Source organism: Chryseobacterium jejuense (assembly GCF_017877355.1).
GTDB classification, from domain to species: Bacteria; Bacteroidota; Bacteroidia; order Flavobacteriales; family Weeksellaceae; genus Chryseobacterium; species Chryseobacterium jejuense_A.
In genome coordinates this window covers 242,036-264,119 of the sequence record NZ_JAGIPR010000002.1, presented here as the reverse complement: position 1 = coordinate 264,119, position 22,084 = coordinate 242,036, and the positions used below count along the sequence as shown (strand labels likewise).

The window sequence follows — 22,084 nt, the reverse complement described above, 5'->3', positions numbered from 1 at the left end:
TTATCATAATATGAGATTTTTAATTTTATTATTAATGTTTCTTTTTAGTTGTAAAGAGAATAATGCAAAAGCCATTAATGATGATAAAACAAATTTAAAGGATTCTACAATAAAAGTATCCGATACCAAAATTATTGATATTTCAGGAAAATGGAAATATGTTAAAAAGCAACAAAATTCTAGTGTACCGGAAGAAATGTTTACATTGAATATTGTCCAAAACAATAATAGTATAAAAGCACAATATTGCGCAATTGCAAATAGTGGTGGCAAAATAGATTGCGAAAATGATTTAGAATACAACATCCAAGGGGTTATAAATAATGGAAAAATTATTGTTGATTTTTATAGTTTTTTTAGCAATCAAAATGACAAAGGAAAAGCTGAAATTATAATTAATGATGATGGTACTTTAAAATGGAAAATTATAAAGTCTCCAAAAGGACAATTCTATAGCCCAGACGAATGCGTATTACAAAAAGAAAACTCCATAATTAAAGATAAAACTAATTTTACATTTTCTTTAAAAGACAATAACTACACTGTAAACTTCGAAACAAAATCCATTGTTCCAAAATCAGATGATGTTTATTTTGAAAATAATTCTCTCATAGTAAAAAAGACTAGTGAAGATGATAATCCCCATAATCTTCTTACTTATAAATATTATTTTACATCAGGCTCCAATACTGTACAATTAAATAAAATAGATTTTTCAAAGGAAACTTATGTGGAACAGGATGATATTTGTAAACTGTCATATACTTATATACCTTTAAATGGTCCAGCTTTTTCCCCTGACGAGATCAATACATTTACAGAAAAAGATCTGGTTATGTATACTAGGAAGTTGGATTTAAGACAGGCATTGGATATCGTTTCAAAGGTTAATAAAGACTATCAATGTACCTCATCATTAAATGATAATGAAATCACTCAACTTTTAAAACAATACCCTCTAAATAAAAAAACAGTTAACGACTATAATAATATAGCCTACTATCAGGAGCAAAATAAGAACTACAATAACTCTATTTTCATTCTTAATAGAATACTTTCACAATATCCTAACAGGGTTGTAGCTTGGTTAAACTATGCTGATTCGAAATGGGGGCTTAACAATAAACAAGAGTCAAAAGAAGCCTATACAAAATATTATAATCTTATGAGCAGCCAATCAAAAGATATGTCCAAAGTTCCACAAAGAGTTAAAGATAGGATGAAATAAAAAATGTAAACACAAATGAAAAACGTAAAAAAAATATACAGCTACTCCGCTTTGATATTGACAATATCTGTCAGCATATGCCGTAAACAGGCAATAGATACTTCACCAAAAAACGTCATACACAATAAAAGTCATTTTGTTGGAGATTCTATTCTTGCGAATGCAAATTATTTCAATTCCCTAAAAAACGGAAAAGGATATTTAATATTAAAAAAACAAAATGAAGAGTATTTGAAACAATACTCTTTAGCTGAAAACAATGAACTTTCTTTGCCTTTAGAAAATAATATTTCCATTAAACTTATAAAAGAAAAACAAACTGATAGAAATACAGTAAAAGTAAATCTCTTTACTTACCTCAACAATAAAAAAACCGACTCAATGCAGTTTTACAGAAATATTTCAGGAGATGGTTTCGGCAATTACAATTGTCTATCTTATTTTAATAAAAAGACAAATAAAATATTTTCCCTTAAATCCTCTTAGAGGAAATTCAGCGGGTATTATTTCTTATACAGAAAGCAGTATAGGAGTTGATGGTACAATCAAATCTGATTCTCTACATTATCTGGATGAGTCTTTAGATGTTGAAATGGAGAAATATAATCTTTATTATTAAGTGTAATAAGATATATATCAATTATATTCTCATCGAGAGCCCATCAAAAGATGAGCACGGAATAACACAAAGAGTTAAAGACAAAATGAAGTAAAAACATATAACACAAATGAGAAATTTCTTACTCCCACTAATCTTTATTTTAATCTCATGTTCAGGCAAACAGAAAGAATCTACACTTCCTTCCCCTGAAAATAAGGAAACTAAAACAATTGAAAGTTATTTCAAGAATAATAAATTCAAGAATACAGAGGAACAATTCAATAAAATTAATGTGGATCTACTTGGTATTAAACCTGAGAAACTTCAAGGTGGATACAATGATTTTCTTGCATTCAATGAAGCTACCAAATATCAAAACAGGGGAAATATATTAAAATAGGTAATGATATTTTACCGGATTTAGATAGCATTAAGGTTGATATAAATAACAACAAAAAGCTTCCTTATTTTGAAGAATTATTATCTCTAAATAAAATTATTTATCAGAATGATTTGACATCGATCTTAAATATAGCAGCTAAGAATCCAGATCTTGCAATCGATTTGGTGGTTTTATTTAATTATGAAAAAAATGAAGTTCTTTTCAACGCTGCAGTTAGAAATATTCAGAATTGGGATGATATTGAACAAAGCTCTAGATTACCATTTGTATTCTATAATACCTCAACAAACTCATTTAAATTGAGAGAAAAGTTGTTAGTACGCTTAAAATCTAAAGATTCTTTTTTAAATGCACTAACAAGTTATCTAGCTGATAATAAAGAAAATATTATAAAAACTAATGGCATCCCTCATGCTACATTAGAAAAAGCTATTGCCTATCTTTTACAACTTGGGTTCACTGGCAAAGAGGATATTGATATTCAATCAGACAAATCATATTTGTTATTAAATAATATCTATGTTTCTCATCCTGAATTAAAAGACTCTTTTCAAAAAAACAAATATTATGGTTATCCCTCTCTTGAAAAGTATTCAAAAGATTATGAACTTCTGCAAGAAGGTAATCAAGAAAAAATATATTCAACAATAATAGATCCCGATGGCTTTACTAACCTAAGAAAGGATAAAAATACTTCGTCTCAAATTATACAAAAAATAAAAACGGGGGAAAAAATTGAAGTTCTAGATCAAAGTGGAGACTGGTGGTTGGTAGTTTCTAAAGAAGGAAAAAAAGGATATGTTCATAAAAGCAGGATACAATCCAAATAAACAGATTTATATCCATTCCTTTGTATATTTGATACACCATGAAAAAAATACTTTCCACTGTTGTTCTAACAGCCTTGCTTACGCTTTCCTGTCAGGATAAAAAAACAACAAATTCTTTCCAATCCAAATTCAATAAAGAAAAATCAGGCATATCTCCTTCTGAAAAGAAAGATGGACAAGAAGTTCCTGCACAGCAAACAGACAAAGGTTTTGTGGTCTTAAAGAATACTTATCAGCAAAAGGATTTTATCCAACTTTATAACGAAGATTATTCCATATGGAAATCGTTTCAAATGACGGATACTTTCCATGATGACAACATAATCCCCTACTCTATGAAACCTGAAAACACTCTTTTAGTTTTCAAATTCTTAGGCAAAGAAAATGGGCTCTATAAAGTATTGGTAAATGAAGATAAAAATACCATCAAGTATATTAAAGTATCAGATTCTAATTTTGTATATCAAACCGCTGGAGAACATATTCTGACTGTATTTTCAGTTGATTTCAATGAAAAAGAAAACCCTCTAAGAACAGCACCTGATAGTAAAGCCCTATCACAACCACTTGATAAAGACAGCTTTTATTATCCTGTTAAAATTGAAGGAAGCTGGCTGATGGTAAAAGATGACCATGATCATAACTTCTGGATAAAATGGTGTGATGAAAAAGGTCATCTGATCTTAGATTTGTACTATGATGCCTAAAATCATTTTTAAAGACAAAAATCCCCATAAACAGTGAATAAACCTAAACTTAAAAAGGGGTATATTCAACCCCATGAAAAAGATTATTCCCCTTTATCTTTTATTATTGTTGGTAGGATGTAAAAAAGCAACTGAAACCAACACTAAAGGAGCAGCTTCACCTTCTCCAACCCTCAAAGCTTCTGAGAAAAAAGAAGAACATGATATTATAAAACCTGCTCAAACAATTGTAAAACCTCAACAGGAAAATATAGATTTCATCAACTACCCTATTGATGATCTGGAAGGCATAACCAGTACAGGTACAGAAGGAGTTTACCGTAATTTTGACTTCTCTTACCGGGATGGAGAAACCCTATTTATTCTTGTTCCTAAAATTGGAGCTGCCAAATGGTACAGCCAGCAGGCAGGCCAGTATAAAGATCAGGATGCAGATACCATGATTGATAAAAAACTCAGCCAGCAGTCATTCAAAGGGCTTAGTAAAGAGTTTAATATTTTCATCTTTCATACACCCAAAAAGTATTTGAAACATACTCCTAATCTTGATGCTCCATACACACCAAAGATTCCGAGAACTATATTTCTATATGAGTATAATAACAATGATAATAGTTGGAAAACCCTAAGTCATTTTACTCTAAAAAGTGAAAATGATGAAGTAAAAGCCAATGAATGGAGAGAAAATTTCACTTCAAAACTCAGCTCTTCAGAACATAAAGTAAATGGTACTCCATAAAATCAAAAGTACATACAAATAGCTGGAATCATGAAAATAAGAAAAATCATATTTTTACTATCTGTTTTAGGAATACTTTCCTGTAAAAAAAACGGGGAGAATAAACCTTTGACACTGCAGGACAAAATCAGTATCCGTGACAGTATTGGGGCAGAAAAAATTTCTCAGATTGCTAATGACCAAACTATTAAAGACACAATATCAGGAGTTTGGAAAGCCGGATACTCTCATGATTATGAATTATTCAGTATTACATTAGAAAATACAAAAAATAGGGACAGCATAAAAGGAACCTACAGGTTTACTCTACAGGATAAACCGGAGGAAGGAATCATTACTGGAATTATATCACAAGGAAAAGCTATAATAGAATTTCACAATCCCTCTAACCCTTCTGCCCATAAAGGAAAAGCTATACTTTCAGACTGGACTGTTGATTACAAAGAAATGAATTGGGAACTGATAAAACCATCTGAACAACCTTCTATTCCTGAAACCTGTATTTTCCATAAACCTGTTCCCCTGAAATCCATAGGAAGACCCTTTATGGGAAAATCCAGTAGAAATACTAAATAAACTTAATCTTGTTATTAATGAAAAAAATAAGCTTCATCGCGATTACCCTGTTACTGATAACAGGCTGTAAAAACGATACAAAACAGACTGTAAATGAAACAGAAACCATGAAAAAAGACAGTTCTGCTATGAAAGCTCCCGTAGCAGAAAAAGCTGTTGAAGAAAAGACTGTTGAAGAAAGTAAGATCATCCCTACATTAAAAGAATGCCCGGAGAAAACAGTTGATTATGAAACTCAGCTGGAGTGCATTTTTCCTAAAAGCAAAATGGACGATATTTACCAAAGAACCATCAAGGAAAAAGCAGTGGAAAAAGCAGAGCTTCTTCTTACTGAACTACCCAAACAAAGCAGTGAAAAGGAAATTCATCAGGATGGATTGGAAGCCATCAGCTATAAAGTTTCGCCCAACAAAGTTGAAATTGAATTCTTATTTGCAGGGGGTGTAACTACCCTTGAATTGGAACAAAAAGGCAATGATGTAAAAAGAACCATCATTCACAGTGCTGATTAAATTTCATTCAACATCATGAAAAAAATATTCTTTATTCTTACTGCTTTAAGCATTATTTCCTGCAAAAGTCTTCCGAAAGAACCTTCAAAAGATGCTGGAAATTCCCTTCATGCCCAATGGAAAGGAAAATATTCCATCTCTCATGATTTTGGAAAACTGGATGAAAACGCTGAAATGACATTGGATTATGATCTCACCATCACCAAAGACAGCTGTACTTTTGGAGGACTTGGCTATAAAACCTTTTTTACAGACGTTTGCAGCATCACCGGAAATGAAAAACAGATCATTGTAAAATACATCAGACAAATTGAAGGTAATTCTATGACTAACCACTCTCCTACCGACACTCTGGCTGTTGTATACAGGAAAAACGGAAAATATTTTCTCCAAAGTGAAATAGTACCCAGCAATGACTGGCAGTACAATACTCCTATTCTTCTCAAAAAGAAATCATAAAAAGTTCCCGACTTTAAAAAATATTTTATAATTTCGCATTGTGAATTTTAACAACGAAACATATTATTATAGAATTTTTAACTCAGATCTGGGATAGGGATTCTTATGAACATAATTTAAAACCTCGTCCTAGGACGAGGTTTTTTTATTTAAAAAAATTTAAAAAGATGAAAATAAGTATTATTGGAGTGGGATTAATTGGAGGTTCAATGGCCTTGAAGTTAAGAGAAAAAAACATCGCCAGCTTCATCTACGGAATCGATAACAGCCAACAACATATCAACGAAGCATTAGATTTGAAAATAATTGATGCTGGTGCAGACCTGCAACAGGGAGTCAAAGATGCAGATCTTATTATTCTTGCTATTCCGGTAGATGCTGCAAGAAAACTGTTACCAAGCGTACTGGATCTTGTGTCAGATCATCAGACCGTTATGGATGCAGGTTCCACCAAGGCAGGAATTGTAGGTGCTGTGAAAAACCATCCGAAACGTTCAAGGTTTGTAGCCTTTCACCCGATGTGGGGTACCGAAAACAACGGACCTAAATCTGCCATTGCTGAAAGTTTCGCAGGAAAGGCAGGAGTAATCTGCAATAAAGAAGAATCGGCAGAAGATGCATTGAATGTAGTTGAAAACATTGTGAACGCCCTTGAAATGCATACCATCTACATGAATGCAGAAGATCATGATATTCATACGGCTTACATTTCCCATATTTCCCATATTACATCGTATGCTCTTGCCAACACAGTTTTGGAAAAAGAACGTGAGGAAGAAACCATCTTTCAGCTTGCCAGCTCCGGGTTCTCCAGTACCGTTCGTCTTGCCAAATCACATCCTGAAATGTGGGTTCCGATCTTTAAACAGAACAAAGAAAATGTACTGGATGTTTTGAATGAACATATCACTCAGCTCAGAAAATTCAAATCTGCTTTAGAAAAAGAAAACTATGAATATCTGGAAGAATTGATTACCAATGCCAACAGAATCAGAGGAATACTAAGGTAACATACTGAAAATCAAAATGTAACTTATTAAAAACGGTATATTATTAACTGCAAAAGGAATTTTTGCAGTTATTTTTTTGTTCATTTTTTAAGTAAAACTTTAATAAAATTAAAAAATATTTTAACTTTATTAAAAAATATATTATTTTCGTAAAAAATAAATTCAATGAAGTTACCGATAGTCTGCCCAAGCTGTGACAACACTCTTAACGTAAGCCAAATGAAATGCCCAAGCTGTAAAACTGAGGTAAGCGGAGATTATGAACTTCCGGTTCTTCTAAAACTGAATCGTGATGAACAGGATTTTATCCTTAATTTCTTCCTGTCCAGCGGAAGCATTAAAGAAATGGCCAAGCAGGCAGGTCTATCCTACCCAACCATGAGAAATAAAATGGATGACCTGATTACCAAGATTGAACAACTTAAAAATAACCTGTAAACCTATACACAATGAACTGGAAAACTATTTTTAATCCGTTTGAAAGGTTTGATGAAAAACATCTTCTCCTTACCGGAATTTTGGCCGTTATTCTTTCCATTGCAACAGGATATTGGACAAATACTGCCTTTACAAGTATTTACAGAATCAGCAATGTGGAGAATGCTTCATTCAAAATAATAGCAACTACTACCCTTCTAAGCTTTCTGGCTGCGATTGTAGTTCTTTTTATTTTAGGCAAAATTCTAAACAGTAAAACAAGAATCATTGATATTGTGAATACCGTTTTAATCTCCCAACTTGCTCTGATCCTTTTTCAATGCATTGGAAAAATATCATACATTAAGCTTGCTGGAAAAAATGTTATCAAGTATGAGTCTGATCCTTCAGGAACCTTTCCTTTTCTGGATTTCCTGATTATGATCTCCATGACTCTTATTTCCATTATCACTTTGATCTATAGCATCACTCTTTTTTATAATGGGTTTAAAACAGCAACCAATATCAAAAAATGGCAGCATATTGTGCTCTTCTGTGTTGTTTCATTGGTGAGCACTTTAGTCTGTCAAGTCATAATTAATAAAATTATTTAAAATACCATGAAAATCAAATTATTATTGGTGCTGGCATGTCTGGCACAGATTTCTTACGCCCAAATTGAAGGAACCTGGAACGGTGAATTGGATACCCAAAGCATTAAACTTCCTGTTATCTTTAAAATATCAAAAAAATCAAAAGCTTACACTTCTATTCTTATCAGCCCCAAACAAAGTTCAAGGGAAATTCCTGTAGAAAAAACAGATTTCAACAATAATGAGCTCAGTTTTGAAATAGGAAGTATCAATGCAGGTTACAAAGGAATCTATAAAACAGATCATTTTGAAGGAAACCTGATTCAGAATGGAAGAACAATAGCTCTTAACCTTTACAGAGATAGCAAACCGGAGAGTTCTAACATCCCTTACCTCAACGGAAAAGCAATCAACACTCAAAAAATTGATGACTTCTTAAACTATATGGTTCAGAATAATCAGGAAATCGGAAGTATAGCTATTTTCAGAAACGGAACACCAATTTATAAGAGAGACTTTGGCCAAAACCTGCTGCCTGCGAATACAACCTATGACCAAAATACCGGATATCAGATAGGTTCCATCAGTAAACTTATGACTGCAGTGATGCTTTTTCAGCTTATAGAACAGGGAAAACTAAGTCTTACCGAGCCTCTTTCAACATTCTATCCTGAAATTCCCAATGCTAAAAAGATCACGATCCAAACCATGCTGAATCATACCAGCGGATTGGGAGATTATGTAGGAAAAGCAGGTAAAAACAATTGGCTATTTGAAGGTCCGGTAGGTGACAAAGCCATTATTGAAGTGATCAAAAAAAATGATATACAATCTAAACCCGGAGAAAGGGCGAGGTATTCCAACTCTGCCTATTTCCTACTGAGCAGAATATTGGAAAAGATCCATAACAAGCCTTATAATGAGATCTTAAAGGAAAATATATTGAACAAAGCTCCTATGCCTCATACTTTTTCTGTACTCGATAATCCGAAGAATATTTTCAGATCCTATGAATTTATAAAAGATAGCTGGACAGAAGTTAAAGATTTTGATTTTCACAATTGTATCGGATTGGGAGATATCACCTCTACTCCGGAAGACCTGAATATTTTCATCAATGCTTTATTCAATGGTAAATTCATAAAGAAAGAAACTCTTGATATGATGATTTCCAATAAAAAAGAAAAAGTATTTGGGTCTGGGATCATGAAAGTTCCCTTCTACAATATTATTTCCTACGGACATGGAGGAGATACAGCAGGAAGTCATTCTATCTTAACCTTTGAACCCACAGATCAATTATCATATGCCATAACTATTAATGGTCAGAACTTTCCACACAACAGTTTCTACATTGCCCTTATGAATCTGGTATATGGCAGGGATTATCAATATCCGGTATTTAATAATGCTAAAATTCCTGTTGCTGATCTGGAAAAATATGTGGGTGATTACACTTCAAAGGATATTGATTTAAGCTTAAAAATATTCGTCAAAGAAGAAGGATTATATGCTCAGGCTACCAATCAGGCAGAGTTTCCGTTGACTGCCGCAGAAAGAGACCAGTTTACCTTTGAAAAAGCGGGAATAAAACTCACTTTCAATCCTGAAAACCACCAACTCAAAATGATACAAGGCGGAAAAACATATGTATTCAATAAAAAACACTCCAATAAGTAGCTTTTCACAAATACTCCAGTTGAAAACGTAATCATTCCCCTCTTCCGGAGGGGGGCAAAAATTCTTTAAATTTTTGACGGGGTGGTTATACCTCACAACAAATCAATATATCCAACAAAAAATCCTTAGACAAGCAATCTAAGGATTTTGATATTGTAAATAAATACTCTCAATTAACATTCCGGAACATTCACGGCAATCGCCAATCCGCCTTCAGAAGTTTCTTTGAAACGGTCACTCATCGAAAGAGCGGTTTCCCACATCGTCTGAATTACTTCATCCAAAGTTACTTTTGCTTTGGCAGGATCACTTTCCAATGCAATATTGGCAGCTGTAATGGCCTTCATAGCACCCATTGTATTTCTTTCAATACAAGGGATCTGTACCAATCCTCTGATAGGGTCACATGTTAATCCAAGGTGATGCTCCATAGCAATTTCTGCGGCCATCAATACCTGCCCAACGCTTCCACCTAAAATCTCTGTAAGCCCCGCTGCAGCCATAGCAGATGAAACTCCGATTTCTGCCTGACAGCCTCCCATTGCTGCTGAGATCGTCGCATTTTTCTTGAATAATGTCCCTATTTCTCCTGCCACCAATAAGAAGCGAATGATATCATCTTCACTGATAGAATCTGTAAACGCCTGAGAATACATCAAAACTGCCGGAATTACACCACTTGCTCCATTAGTAGGTGCTGTAATAATTCTTCCGAAGCTCGCATTCTCCTCATTCACTGCCAGTGCAAAACAGGCAATCCATTTATTGATATTGGTAAAGTTTTCTTCGGCATCCACAACCTGCTGAAACCATTCATCTTTATTCTTATATATTTTATCTCCAAGCAGCTTCCTGTTGATTCCTGCTGCTCTTCTGGAAACATTTAATCCTCCCGGAAGTATACCTTCCTTATTGACTCCTTTGTAAATACACTCCTTGATTTGCTGCCAGATATACAAAGCTTCTGCTTTCGTCTCTTCCTGAGTTCTCCAGCTTTCTTCGTTGATAAAAATTAAATCTGATATTTTGCTAAGCCCAAGCTTTTCACAGTATTTTGCAATATCCGAAGCTTTATGACAAGGATACAATGTACGTACACATTGTTTTTGAATTGAGTTTTTCTCCTGACTGGCAATAAAACCACCTCCTACAGAATAGAAGTCCTGAACAAGCTCGGTTCCATCCTCAAAAACAGCTCTGAAGATCATTCCATTCGGGTGAAAATCAAGAGATTTCTTCATATTCAGGATCAGATGATGCCCATAAATAAACGGAATCACCTTCTCGCCACCAAGATTGATGGTTTGAGTACTCTTGATGTAATCTACTTTCTCGTCAATTTTGGTAGTATTGATCGTCTTATAATCTTCTCCATTCAGACCAAGCATTCCTGCAATATCTGTTCCGTGTCCGATTCCCGTTTTCGCAAGTGAGCCAAAGAACTCAAGAAAGACTTCTTTTACTTCCTCTATTGATCTTTCTCTTTTTATAATCCTGATAAATGCAGATGCTGCATTCCATGGCCCCATCGTATGCGAACTGGACGGACCTATCCCTACTTTAATAATCTCAAAAACCGATATTGATTCCATAAATGATTCTTCATTTTCCTCAAAGCAAAGATACATGATAAATCTTATAATATGCATAGTAAAACTTCACAATTAGCAGCCCTTCATCATGAATATAATAAATGGCTAACCTGTATTTTTGTAAATTAGCCAATATCTTTTATCTGTTTCATCTCCATGACCAAGTTCTCTTTAAATTATTTTGAATGGAAACATTAATTAAGAGCATTACACAGCATGTTACACTGAGTCCGGAAGAGATTTCCCTTTGTAAAAGTTTCTGGACAGAGAAAACATTGGAAAAAGGTGATTTCCTGTTAAGAAACGGAGAAATCTGCCGACATGACAGCTATATTGTTTCAGGGGTTTTAAAGGCTTTTTGCATCAATACTGAAAACGGAAATGAAGAAATTCTTTTTTTAGCTATTGACCATTGGTGGGCTACCGACATCTCCAGTTTCTCCAAACAAAAAGCATCCATTTACAATATACAGGCTGTTGAAAAGACAACTCTTCTGCAGATCAGTCAACCCTCTTTTCAAAAAATGCTGGAAAAAATTCCCTCTTTGGAAAAATACTTCAGAATTATTTTAGAAGGCTATTTGGGAACTCTTGAGAAAAGAATTGTTTTTAACCACATGCTTAAGGCGGAACAGAGATATTATGATTTTATGGAAACCTATCCGGATATTGCCTCCAGAGTTCCACAATATTTAATAGCTTCCTATTTAGGCGTATCTGCAGAATTTATAAGCAGGATCAGGAAAAAAAATAAATCCTCTTGAACTAGATCAATTTTTACCTAATGATTAATCAGGAATTTTGTTGTTATAAAATCATAACAAATGAAAATACTGATTATCAATGCCAGTGTAAGAAGTGAAAGATCTTACAGCAGAAAACTAACCCAACTTTTTGTAGAAAACTGGAAAACAAAATGTCCTTCCGATATATTCACTTACAGGGAAACCGGAATTGACAGCATTCCCAATATTGATGAAGGGTGGATTGCCGGTGCGTTTAAAAAAACACCAGACAGAACAGAAGAAAACAGAAAAGCTTTACAACTAAGTGATGAATTGATAAAAGAGCTTAAAGAACATGATGTGTATGTTATTGGAGTTCCCATGTACAACTGGTCTATCCCGAGTGGATTAAAAGCCTATATAGATCAGATCATGAGAATTAATGAAACGTGGAAATTCAGATCCGGAGTTCCTGATGGTGATTATGTAGGACTGCTTGAAAACAAAAAAGCATTTATATTATCAACCCGCGGCGACACCGGATATGGTGAAAATGAAAAAAACGGACATGTCAATTTTCAGACGACCTATCTGAAACATATTTTAGGAATCATGGGAATTACAGACACGACCATCTTTTCATTAGATAACGAAGAATTTGGCGGCGAAATCTTTGAAAACTCAAAAAATGAAATCTTCAATGCCATTCATTCTATCGCATAATATGATATTTTTTAATCGAAGCCTTCAGATAAGGCTCTATTTTTTATTCATCAATTAAAGCGCTCCTGATGTTGGGAAAGATCAAGTCCCATATTTTCAGATTCCTCCGAAACTCTTAATGTAATGATGGCATTGGTAACTTTATACAACAACAAAGATCCGAGAAAAGTAAATGCAGACACCAGAAATAATGCAGCCAGATGATGAAGGAATACCTCAACGCCACCATGAAGAAGGCTTGCTTTTTCACCATGAGCAAAAATGGCCGTCAGAATCATTCCCATAATACCTCCTACTCCATGACAGGCAAAAACATCCAGGGTATCATCTACTCTGTTTAAGGCTTTCCAATTGACCATCAGATTAGAAACAATGGCAGAAATAAACCCTATGAAAAGACTCTCCTGAATACTGACAAATCCACATCCGGGTGTAATAGCCACAAGACCTACCACCGCACCAATACATGCTCCCAGGGCAGATATGCTCCTCCCGTTGATCCTGTCAAAAAATATCCAGGTCATCATGGCAGAAGCTGAAGCAATGGTAGTAGTTCCAAAAGCAGTTGCTGCAGAAGCAGAAGCACTTAAAGCAGATCCTGCATTAAATCCAAACCATCCGAACCACAGCATTCCTGTACCCAGAAGTACATAGGGAATATTAGAAGGTTCATGATGCGGATTTTTCCGTTTTCCCAATACCAAAGCTCCTGCAAGTGCTGCAAAACCAGCACTCATATGCACAACAGTACCACCTGCAAAATCTTTCACACCAAAATATTTGTTTAAAAGACCGTCAGGATGCCATACCATATGACAAAGCGGAGTATAAATACAAATACTGAACAGAACAATGAATAAAAGGTAAGAAATGAAACGAACCCGTTCTGCAAAAGATCCGGTAATAATTGCAGGAGTAATAACGGCAAATTTCATCTGGAATAAGGCAAACAGAATAAAAGGAATAGTGGGTGCCATCATGCTATGCGGCAGATTCCCTACTCCATAAAAAAAAGGATAGCTTAACGGATTTCCAATAATCCCATAATGTTTCCCGGCAATGGTAATCCCCAGAGATTCACCGAAGGATAATGAAAAGCCAACCACCACCCAAACCATAGAAATAACCCCTAACGCAATAAAACTCTGTAGCATGGTAGAAATTACATTCTTCCTGCCTACCATTCCTCCATAAAAAAAGGATAATCCCGGCGTCATCAGCAATACAAGTCCTGCTGCTGCTAAAATCCAGGCTACATCTGCTCCTACAATTTTATCTTCAGTTAAAAACGCTCCTTTATCAGAAATATCTGTAACCGGATTCCAGAACAAGCCTCCAATAGCAACCAATGCAATAAGTGAGAATGAAACGATCCATTTTAATCCTATTTTCATAAAATTTATATTTAACCCTATCAAAATTACATATAAATATCATAAAAAAGCTATTTATTCAACAAATACCCCATTAAAAATTATTCATCTAATAACATTATTGCTTTTTCACTGAATATTTCATTCAGGATTTTAGAAACCTCTTTGGCTTTAGTGGCCGGAAACAGATGTGTTCCTCCTTTAATTATATAATCAGGTTTTGAATTTCTGATTGGAAAAACAATATCCTTATCCCCCAATATCTGAATGACCTTTGGATTCTCTTCAAATTTCCATTCAGCAACCTTTTCTACAGACCATTTCAGATAATAAGGATCTCTTACTCTGAAATATTGAAAGATCCTCGGATTTTTAGGATCAAATAATTTTCTGAGTACGGCATATACATTGGCCGCCCTTGTATTAAACAGTCCTACGGGTAATATTCTAGGGATTTTAGTTACTTCCCCAGTCTTTATGAATTTGGATTTTTCTTTATCAGATTTGATGCTTCCCAGAATGACTACTTTTTCGGCTGGTTTCAAACGATTGATCTCCTGAACCATAATTCCGCCAAAAGAATACCCAACCAAACAGAATGGCTCCGAAGTATCTACTTTCTCTGCCATTCTTTCTACATAAGCATGAAAAGGCTCATTTTTTTCCGGGATGAGCCAGTCTATAAAAATAAGTTCACAATGCTTGGGAAATTGTAATCTTTCAAGTACCTTGAAGTCTGCTCCAAGACCGCTTACAACATAAATTTTCATCCTACTAATTTATAAAAAATGCAGAAAAGCGGCTATTGAGATTAAAAAGAATTTAACCTATAATTTTTTAATTATTTAAAGGACTATACTGCCTTCTAAACTATGCTGAGATTCTTTCAGAATATCAAAAAGAAATACAGTACACTATGCCCGCGCTTTGCTATTCTGCAAGAATCTAAAGCATACAAAAGCTATCCCTCTGATAAATATCACAATCGGAAACGACATCATTCAACAAAAAAAACAGCTCCTAAGAACTGCTTTTTTATCAACATTTAATTTTATTTTATTTCTTCTTTGCAGGAACTCTGTTTTCGTTATCCAGCTTTTCAGTAGACACTTTAAACTGAATATCCATTTCGTCCTTGATGAAGTAATCTTTTAATGAAGACTGATAGAATACTTTAAAGTCTCTTCTGTTGAGAGAGAACTTCGCAGATTCAATCACTGTAGTAAACTGAGTTACATATACATTCGCTGGGAAAGTAATGGTTTTTCTCACACCTTTAAGGGTAAGATCTCCGTATACTGTAGAGTTATACTCACTGTTTGCTAATGGAATAATTTTAGTCAAATGGAATTTGGCAACCGGGAATTTCTTCACTTCAAAAAAGTTCGTACTTTTCAGGTCATTGGTTAGTTTGATCTGATCTTCATCAGAAACATCACCAGCCATCATACTTCTCATATCTATTATAAATTCACCATCTACCAATACAGTATGATCGAAGTTGAATTTTCCACTTTTTAATTTTATCGTTCCTGAATGGGAGGAAGCCTCAGTTTTTACAACCTTATATCCCCACCACCTGATCTCTGATGAAGTCACTTTTGAAACTTTATCAAATTTCCTTTGGGCAGAAACAAATGATATGCTTGCGCACACCATAGCAAACAATAGTAATCTTTTCATTCTTTTTTATTTACAATTCAACAAAAATAAAAAAAAGTGTAGAACTTCTACACTTTTAACAATCTTTTTTTGATTAATTTATTGAGCAGTTACTTTTACTACCATATCAATATCATCTTTCACAAAAACATCCTGCATTGTAGACTTGTAAGCAACATCAAATTTCTGTCTGTCGAAAGAGAATTTGTTAGATACTAAACTTACCACTCCCTTGCTGTAAGAAATTTTAGCAGGGAAAGTAACCGGGCTTGTTTTTCCTTTCAAAGTAAGGGTTCCTGTTACTAAAGAGTTGTAGATTTTATCATTGTTTTTCTTTACACCTGTAATTTTGAAACTAGCAGTTGGAAATTTTTCAACTTCAAAGAAGTCACCATTCTTAAGGTGTCCATTCAATTTTTGCTGATATTCTCCTGTAAGATCAGTAGCGTTAATAGAAGTCATATCCAATACGAAGTTTCCTCCTACAAGTTGGTTGCCTTTCATTACCATATCACCTGATTTTACTTTCACCGTTCCATCGTGAGAACTTGCCTCAGATTTTGCTACTTTATATCCCCACCAGTGAACATCAGATGCAACTACTTTTTTGGACTGTCCGAAAGCTAAACCACCAGCTAATACTGCTAATAAAAATATTTTTTTCATTGTTTAGAATTATTTTAATTAAGTTTAGGACAAAGGTAGCCAACTTATTTGATAGATTTCATTGATCTATATCAAGAATTTTAATTATTTTTATGAATAATATCATCCCATAAAAAAACTCCGAATTTCTTCGGAGTTTTCTTTTTATGCTTGATAGTAGGCTGTGTACAGTGCCATACCTTTTAATGCTGTATGATTTTGCTTGACCAGATAGATCGGGATGTTTCTAAGCATTCCCTCCATTTTATCACTGATCTTGAATTTTTCGTAGAACTTAGCTTTATCGATATATTCTCTTACCATCTGAGGAATATCTCCTGCAATCAGAAGACCTCCTGTAGCTTTTAACTTTAACGTTAAGTTATTGGCTTCTCTTGCCAGAAACTCAAGGAAAGTATCTAAAGCAATTCTGCAGATCAATACATTATCCTCTACTGCTGCTTTGTAAAGTTCTTCAACGAAATTACCATTAGCAAGACGTTCTCCTAACCATTCAGGCTCGGGATGTCTTTTTACATCTCTAAGAAAACGATAAATATTGAATATCCCGGACTTAGATAATACATTTTCCCAACTCACAATACCATAGATATTATTAAGAAACTGGTAAAACTCAACCTCCACATTCGTTCTTGGTGAGAATTCAGAATGTCCTCCTTCTGTCGCGAAAGGTCTTAAGTTCTTTCCGTCAAAGAAATATCCTGCTTCTCCCAATCCATTTCCTGGAGCAAGGATTGCTACATTCCCTTTTTCAAGATGACCGCTGGTATAAATCGCTTCAAGGTCATCATCTTCAAGAAGAGCCATTCCGTAAGCAGAAGCTTCAAGATCGTTCAGCATTTCTACTTTTTCAAAACCGAATTCTCTTTTATATTCTTCAACATCTAAGTTCCAGCCCAGTCTTACTGGATTACTTTTTCCGTCAATTACAGGGCCTGGCACAGCCATTCCCAGACGTTTTACATTGTCCAACTGATTATCCTGAATAAACTTCTTTAAGATGTCATTAAAAGAAGCATACTCCTTAGTAGAATAAGTATTTTGTAGTGTAATCTCAAGACCTCCGTTACCGGAAACAAAATAGCCTAAGATTGTTATATCTTCACGAAGACTTGCTCCAATGATAGAAACATTATCATTATTACTGTTCTCTACTCCTGGTAAATAAAGTGGAAATTTTGGATTCAGAATCATAACCTCAAATTTTACCAAATATAATAATTGTTTTCGTAAATCCTGCACAGAACAAAAAAACCTTTCCACTTTCGTGAAAAGGTTTTGGTTAATAATTGTTTATATATTAAATCTAACTACTTTCCTAATGGAATATTATAACCGAATCCTACGCCGATATTCCCCACATTATAGTCCTGACCAGCTAAATCTCCTTTAGTTCCTACAAAAACCTTCTGGTATTGTACGAAGAAGTTCCAGTCTCTATTGTGGTATCCGATCTCCGGTTTGATGTAGAATCCACCGCTTGCTCTTTCAACATTCGTGTTAGAAGCAACAGTTTTATCTCCTACTAAAAATCCGTAACCTAAGTCAGTTCCGAAATAGAAACCTGTTTGTTTTGGATAAATTCTGATTAATGCAGCTACAGGAACTACCCCTACATCATTATTTTTATAACCGTTGTTTTCTTTTCCAAAATAGTGAGTATATCCAGATGCGATACCTAATCCAAATCCAGGTGTAATCAGGTTCTGGTAAGCTACATCCACTCCTACTGCTGCAGAAAGGTTATCTGCAGGAACTGCTAAACCAACATTTGCGCCCACTTTAATCATGTTATTCATTTTTGAATTCTGTGCGCTTGCTATACCTGCTGTTAAAATTCCAGCCAGCAATATTGCTTGTTTAAACATTTTCATAACTCTAATTTTTAAATTTTACTAAACAAGAGGATGTAAAAATCGTGCCATTGGAGGCTTTTTCATCTCTTTTAACACTCTAAAAAAACACAACAAAATGATTATCAGATATTTATTTTATGCTAATTTTTAAATGATTGTTTAACAATTTTTATAAAAAATCGAGCCTAAAATGTGAAATAAGTATAAAAAGTTAAAAATTTGGAGAATAAAAAACGCAACTTATTGATATAAAACAGATTCTATTCCTGGAAAACGCAAAGGTGCAAGAGAATCCAAGATTCTAAGCAAGGATACTGCTTTATTTTTTGCCACGAATGCCACGAATTATTTATTAACTTTTTTATTCAGGTATTCGTGGCGATTAAAATGTACATTTTATAATTATTTCATAATCATCTGCTGCACATGTAAATCAGCGTGAGATCAACAGGGTTCAATTTTATCGCAGATAAAGCCCTTGCGCCTTAAAAACATAATAATACTCTAAAAAATCTTAGCGCCCTTTAGCGTTTTCCAACACATCTACCACCCACACTCATTACTCATTATAATATTAACAAACCTTAACCCGTTATCATTTTAACCTTCTCTCTTCAGAAACATCAAAAAAATAAATGCTCTCCCCATGGCTGATTCATTATTAAAAAACAAACATCTTCTCTGGCGCGCAGGCTTCGGTGTTGGAATTAATCAAATTGATGATTTGAAAAATAAAAACACAAAAATGCTGATTCATGAATTATTTAAAGAAGATCACTTTACAGAGATCACCTATGATACACCAGATATAGATTCTACTGCAGATGAAATGAACACTATTGCTCCTGCTGAAAAGAAAAAGGAAATGCAGCGGGTCTATAGAGCTCAGAACGAAGAACTGAATCTCAATTTTCTGGATAAAATGGTGAACAGCAAGGAACAGATGAGAGAAAAGATGGCTTTTTTCTGGCATGGGCATTTTGCATCGAGGGTTCTTAATCCAAAATTCAACCGACAGTTATTAAATACCATCCGGAAAAATGCATTGGGAAATTTCAAAGATCTGCTTTTTGAGGTAAGCCAGTCTCCGGCCATGCTTAACTTTCTGAATAACCAGCAAAACAAAAAGGATCATCCGAATGAAAATTTCGCCCGTGAAGTTATGGAACTTTTTACTATGGGAAGGGGAAATTATACGGAAAAAGATGTTAGAGAAGGAGCCAGAGCATTTACAGGATGGAGTTATGATAAAGAGGGAAACTTTAAGGAAAGAAAGAACCAGCACGATGAAGGAAACAAGACCTTTTTGGGAAAAACAGATAATTTTAGTGGTACTGATATTTTAAATAGTATTCTGAATCAAAAAGCAACTGCAAAATTTATTACTACCAAGATCTATAAGTTTTTCGTCAATGAAAATGTAGATCAGAATATTGTGAATACCCTAAGCACAAGCTTCTACAACTCCGGTTATGATATTAAAAAACTGATGGCTGATATCTTTTCAAGCTCATGGTTTTACGATCAGAAAAATATCGGAAACAGAATAAAATCCCCAATAGAACTGATGGCCGGGATAATGCGGATACTTCCGATGCAGATTCAGAATCCTGAAAACCTCATCGTATATCAAAAGCTGTTAGGACAAATGCTGCTCTATCCGCCCAATGTTGCAGGATGGCCCAATGGAAGAGCCTGGATTGACAGTTCTACCCTGATGCTAAGACTTCAGGTACCGCAGATCTGGTCGGGTCTTCGTCCACTGGAATACAGTCCGCGACAGGATGATGACATTGATATGGGAATGAAATCTAAAGAAACGGCTTTAAATAAAAGCTTTAAAAATCCGAATATCACGATAGACTGGAACCGTGTAGATCAGGTTTTTACCCATAAAAACTGTGAAGATTATCTGATCCAAAACCCCAAGAGTCTGGATATGAATACAGTAAATAATTTCTCTGATAAAAGCACGAAAATGACTATTATTAACCTGATGTCAACTCCGGAGTATCAATTAATGTAAACCATTCGTTACCTGTAACCTACACTTAAATCCAACACTATGTTAATCAAAAGAAGAGAATTCCTCAAAATAAGTTCACTGGCCACAGCTTCCTTCTTAATGCCTAACTTTTTAAAAGCTATGACACTGGATGAAGCTCTGAATTCCAATCAGAATATTCTGGTGGTCCTCCAATTTACAGGCGGTAATGATGGGTTGAACACGATTATACCTGCAAAAAACGATATCTATTTCAGGGAAAGAAAAACGCTTGCAGTTCAGGATTCTTTATCACTGACTGATGAAGCGGGAATTAATCCTTCTCTACCCTATTTTAAAGAACTTTTTGATAACGGAGAGCTTTCCGTTATGAACAATGTAGGCTACCCCAATCCGGATAAATCCCATTTCCGAAGCATGGATATCTGGCAATCCGCCAGCAGAAGTGATGAATTTCTGGATACCGGATGGCTGGGCCGCTTTTTAGATGAAGAATGCTACCGTTGTGAGCATCCTACTCAGGCACTGGAAGTAGATGACATGTTGAGTCTTGCCCTGAAGGGAGAAAATAACAAAGCTTTTGCCTTTAAAGATCCTAAAAGATTATATCAGACCAGTCAGGAGAAATATTTCAAATCACTTTATGACCATCATCACGATGACGAAACGGTTTCTTACCTTTATCAGACTTTAGGTTCTACCATTAATAATGCAGGCTATATCTTTGATAAAAGTAAAGCAAAAAAAACAGAGCAGACTTATCCTAATTCTCAGTTGGGAAAGGATTTTAAAACAGTGGCTTCTTTAATCAAATCAGATATCAATACCCAAGTCTACTATCTTTCGATTGGAAGTTTTGATACTCATGTGAACCAGAATGACCGTCAGAAAAAACTGTTCGGTGATATTAATGAAGCGGTAGAATCCTTTGTTGCGGATATGAAAAGCAACGGCTTATTCAATAATATTCTTTTGATGACTTTCTCTGAATTTGGACGTAGAGTGGCTCAAAATGCCAGCAACGGAACGGACCACGGAACAGCCAACCAAATGTTTTTCATTAGTGGAAACCTTAAAAAGAAAGGTTTACTGAACAACCTTCCTGATTTACAGAATTTAAATGAAGGGGATCTGATCTATACTGAAGATTTCAGAAAAGTTTACGCTACCATTTTGAAAAACTGGCTGAAGGCTGATTCTTCTAAGGTTTTGGGATGGAAAAACGGGGTTTATGACTTCATATAAATTGTCAAAATTTATTTAACCACAAAAGTTTTTAACACTTAAGTTATTTTTAAAGTTAAAATAAGGGCTGCTGAGATGCACACATAAGTTTTTAAAAATCTCCGATTTCATTGAATTTCACAATAAATATTTCAGTTGAAGGACTGCACATTCCCCTCCTCCGGAGGGGTGGCAAAAATTCAAAGAATTTTTGACGGGGTGGTTATGCCCATAACTTCTCGCCCATCTCATCATTCCACAAAAAAAGAGACCATCCAATATGACAGTCTCTTTTCAAATTTTAAATTTTAACTACTTTTGCGTTTAAGCAGTAATCTGCTTTGGTTCTTTCTCTTTCTGATCTTCTTTTTTATCAAGTTTCTCAGATATTTTTTTAACGATATACTCAATCGCTATAGGTGCTATAATGGCAATAAGTGCTTTAAATATTCTTGATTTCATAGTGTAATTTTGTACCTAGTGACTGCAATTACCAAGCCAAT

25 protein-coding genes are annotated in these 22,084 nt (G+C 34.6%); 17 read left to right on the top strand and 8 right to left on the bottom strand.

Translation table 11 applies throughout. From position 1 onward, the window contains the following. Positions 1-10 precede the first annotated feature (10 nt). From J2772_RS05010 to J2772_RS04950, 13 genes are all read left to right on the top strand, one after another. Positions 11-1,228, top strand: a complete 1,218-nt coding sequence (locus J2772_RS05010) for a tetratricopeptide repeat protein (RefSeq protein ID WP_209913896.1) — start codon at positions 11-13, stop codon at positions 1,226-1,228. Between the two features lie 15 nt (positions 1,229-1,243). Next, entirely contained in the window at positions 1,244-1,714 is a 471-nt protein-coding gene (locus J2772_RS05005; RefSeq protein WP_209913894.1) for a hypothetical protein, read from the top strand. 242 nt (positions 1,715-1,956) lie between these two features. Beyond that, positions 1,957-2,229, top strand: a complete 273-nt coding sequence (locus J2772_RS05000) for a hypothetical protein (RefSeq protein ID WP_209913892.1) — start codon at positions 1,957-1,959, stop codon at positions 2,227-2,229. 113 nt (positions 2,230-2,342) lie between these two features. Continuing rightward, entirely contained in the window at positions 2,343-3,062 is a 720-nt protein-coding gene (locus tag J2772_RS04995) for an SH3 domain-containing protein (protein ID WP_209913891.1), read from the top strand. Positions 3,063-3,100: 38 nt separating this feature from the next. Then, positions 3,101-3,769, top strand: coding sequence for a hypothetical protein (locus J2772_RS04990; protein ID WP_209913889.1), 669 nt, complete (start codon positions 3,101-3,103; stop codon positions 3,767-3,769). A 73-nt stretch (positions 3,770-3,842) separates the two neighbouring features. Beyond that, positions 3,843-4,508 carry a hypothetical protein gene (locus J2772_RS04985; protein ID WP_209913887.1) on the top strand — a complete coding sequence of 222 codons (666 nt, stop codon included), beginning with the start codon at positions 3,843-3,845 and terminating at the stop codon, positions 4,506-4,508. 30 nt (positions 4,509-4,538) lie between these two features. After that, positions 4,539-5,084 carry a hypothetical protein gene (locus J2772_RS04980; protein WP_209913885.1) on the top strand — a complete coding sequence of 182 codons (546 nt, stop codon included), beginning with the start codon at positions 4,539-4,541 and terminating at the stop codon, positions 5,082-5,084. A 17-nt stretch (positions 5,085-5,101) separates the two neighbouring features. Next, complete coding sequence (locus tag J2772_RS04975) at positions 5,102-5,596, top strand: hypothetical protein (RefSeq protein ID WP_209913883.1); 495 nt, start codon at positions 5,102-5,104, stop codon at positions 5,594-5,596. 15 nt (positions 5,597-5,611) lie between these two features. After that, positions 5,612-6,055, top strand: a complete 444-nt coding sequence (locus tag J2772_RS04970; protein ID WP_209913880.1) for a DUF5991 domain-containing protein — start codon at positions 5,612-5,614, stop codon at positions 6,053-6,055. Positions 6,056-6,222: 167 nt separating this feature from the next. Continuing rightward, positions 6,223-7,065: a prephenate dehydrogenase gene (locus tag J2772_RS04965; RefSeq protein ID WP_209913878.1), complete on the top strand. Its 843-nt coding sequence runs from the start codon at positions 6,223-6,225 to the stop codon at positions 7,063-7,065. A 165-nt stretch (positions 7,066-7,230) separates the two neighbouring features. Further along, positions 7,231-7,503 carry a DUF2089 family protein gene (locus J2772_RS04960; RefSeq protein ID WP_209913876.1) on the top strand — a complete coding sequence of 91 codons (273 nt, stop codon included), beginning with the start codon at positions 7,231-7,233 and terminating at the stop codon, positions 7,501-7,503. Positions 7,504-7,514: 11 nt separating this feature from the next. Then, positions 7,515-8,096, top strand: a complete 582-nt coding sequence (locus J2772_RS04955; RefSeq protein WP_209913874.1) for a YIP1 family protein — start codon at positions 7,515-7,517, stop codon at positions 8,094-8,096. Between the two features lie 6 nt (positions 8,097-8,102). Further along, positions 8,103-9,755: a serine hydrolase domain-containing protein gene (locus J2772_RS04950; RefSeq protein WP_209913872.1), complete on the top strand. Its 1,653-nt coding sequence runs from the start codon at positions 8,103-8,105 to the stop codon at positions 9,753-9,755. A gap of 173 nt (positions 9,756-9,928) precedes the next feature. Here J2772_RS04950 and J2772_RS04945 read toward each other — a convergent pair whose 3' ends face one another. Further along, positions 9,929-11,347, bottom strand: coding sequence for an L-serine ammonia-lyase (locus J2772_RS04945; RefSeq protein ID WP_209913870.1), 1,419 nt, complete (start codon positions 11,345-11,347; stop codon positions 9,929-9,931). A gap of 185 nt (positions 11,348-11,532) precedes the next feature. Here J2772_RS04945 and J2772_RS04940 point away from each other — a divergent pair, with 185 nt between their 5' ends. Both J2772_RS04940 and J2772_RS04935 read left to right on the top strand, forming a co-directional pair. After that, positions 11,533-12,111, top strand: coding sequence for a Crp/Fnr family transcriptional regulator (locus J2772_RS04940; protein ID WP_209913868.1), 579 nt, complete (start codon positions 11,533-11,535; stop codon positions 12,109-12,111). Positions 12,112-12,171: 60 nt separating this feature from the next. Next, positions 12,172-12,795, top strand: a complete 624-nt coding sequence (locus tag J2772_RS04935) for an FMN-dependent NADH-azoreductase (protein WP_209913866.1) — start codon at positions 12,172-12,174, stop codon at positions 12,793-12,795. 50 nt (positions 12,796-12,845) lie between these two features. Here J2772_RS04935 and J2772_RS04930 read toward each other — a convergent pair whose 3' ends face one another. The 6 genes from J2772_RS04930 to J2772_RS04905 all read right to left on the bottom strand — a co-directional run bounded on the left by J2772_RS04930 (position 12,846) and on the right by J2772_RS04905 (position 18,370). After that, positions 12,846-14,189, bottom strand: a complete 1,344-nt coding sequence (locus tag J2772_RS04930) for an ammonium transporter (RefSeq protein ID WP_209913864.1) — start codon at positions 14,187-14,189, stop codon at positions 12,846-12,848. An 80-nt stretch (positions 14,190-14,269) separates the two neighbouring features. After that, a complete protein-coding gene (locus J2772_RS04925) occupies positions 14,270-14,938 on the bottom strand; it encodes an alpha/beta hydrolase (RefSeq protein WP_209913862.1) in 669 nt (222 codons plus the stop codon). Between the two features lie 286 nt (positions 14,939-15,224). After that, positions 15,225-15,851 carry a YceI family protein gene (locus tag J2772_RS04920; RefSeq protein ID WP_209913860.1) on the bottom strand — a complete coding sequence of 209 codons (627 nt, stop codon included), beginning with the start codon at positions 15,849-15,851 and terminating at the stop codon, positions 15,225-15,227. Positions 15,852-15,929: 78 nt separating this feature from the next. Then, on the bottom strand, positions 15,930-16,496 hold the full coding sequence (locus J2772_RS04915; RefSeq protein ID WP_209913858.1) for a YceI family protein: 567 nt from the start codon (positions 16,494-16,496) through the stop codon (positions 15,930-15,932). A gap of 144 nt (positions 16,497-16,640) precedes the next feature. Continuing rightward, positions 16,641-17,690 carry a glucokinase gene (locus tag J2772_RS04910; RefSeq protein ID WP_209913856.1) on the bottom strand — a complete coding sequence of 350 codons (1,050 nt, stop codon included), beginning with the start codon at positions 17,688-17,690 and terminating at the stop codon, positions 16,641-16,643. 116 nt (positions 17,691-17,806) lie between these two features. Next, positions 17,807-18,370 carry a hypothetical protein gene (locus tag J2772_RS04905; protein WP_209913854.1) on the bottom strand — a complete coding sequence of 188 codons (564 nt, stop codon included), beginning with the start codon at positions 18,368-18,370 and terminating at the stop codon, positions 17,807-17,809. A gap of 628 nt (positions 18,371-18,998) precedes the next feature. On the opposite strand from J2772_RS04905, the gene J2772_RS04900 reads away from it, so the two are divergent. Both J2772_RS04900 and J2772_RS04895 read left to right on the top strand, forming a co-directional pair. After that, positions 18,999-20,378 (top strand): DUF1800 family protein, encoded by a 1,380-nt coding sequence (locus tag J2772_RS04900; protein ID WP_209913852.1) that lies wholly within the window; start codon positions 18,999-19,001, stop codon positions 20,376-20,378. Between the two features lie 39 nt (positions 20,379-20,417). Continuing rightward, positions 20,418-21,602: a DUF1501 domain-containing protein gene (locus J2772_RS04895; RefSeq protein WP_209913850.1), complete on the top strand. Its 1,185-nt coding sequence runs from the start codon at positions 20,418-20,420 to the stop codon at positions 21,600-21,602. Positions 21,603-21,905: 303 nt separating this feature from the next. Here the strand turns inward: J2772_RS04895 and J2772_RS04890 are convergent, their stop codons facing one another. Beyond that, positions 21,906-22,043, bottom strand: coding sequence for a hypothetical protein (locus tag J2772_RS04890; protein ID WP_002980888.1), 138 nt, complete (start codon positions 22,041-22,043; stop codon positions 21,906-21,908). Positions 22,044-22,084: the final 41 nt, after the last annotated feature.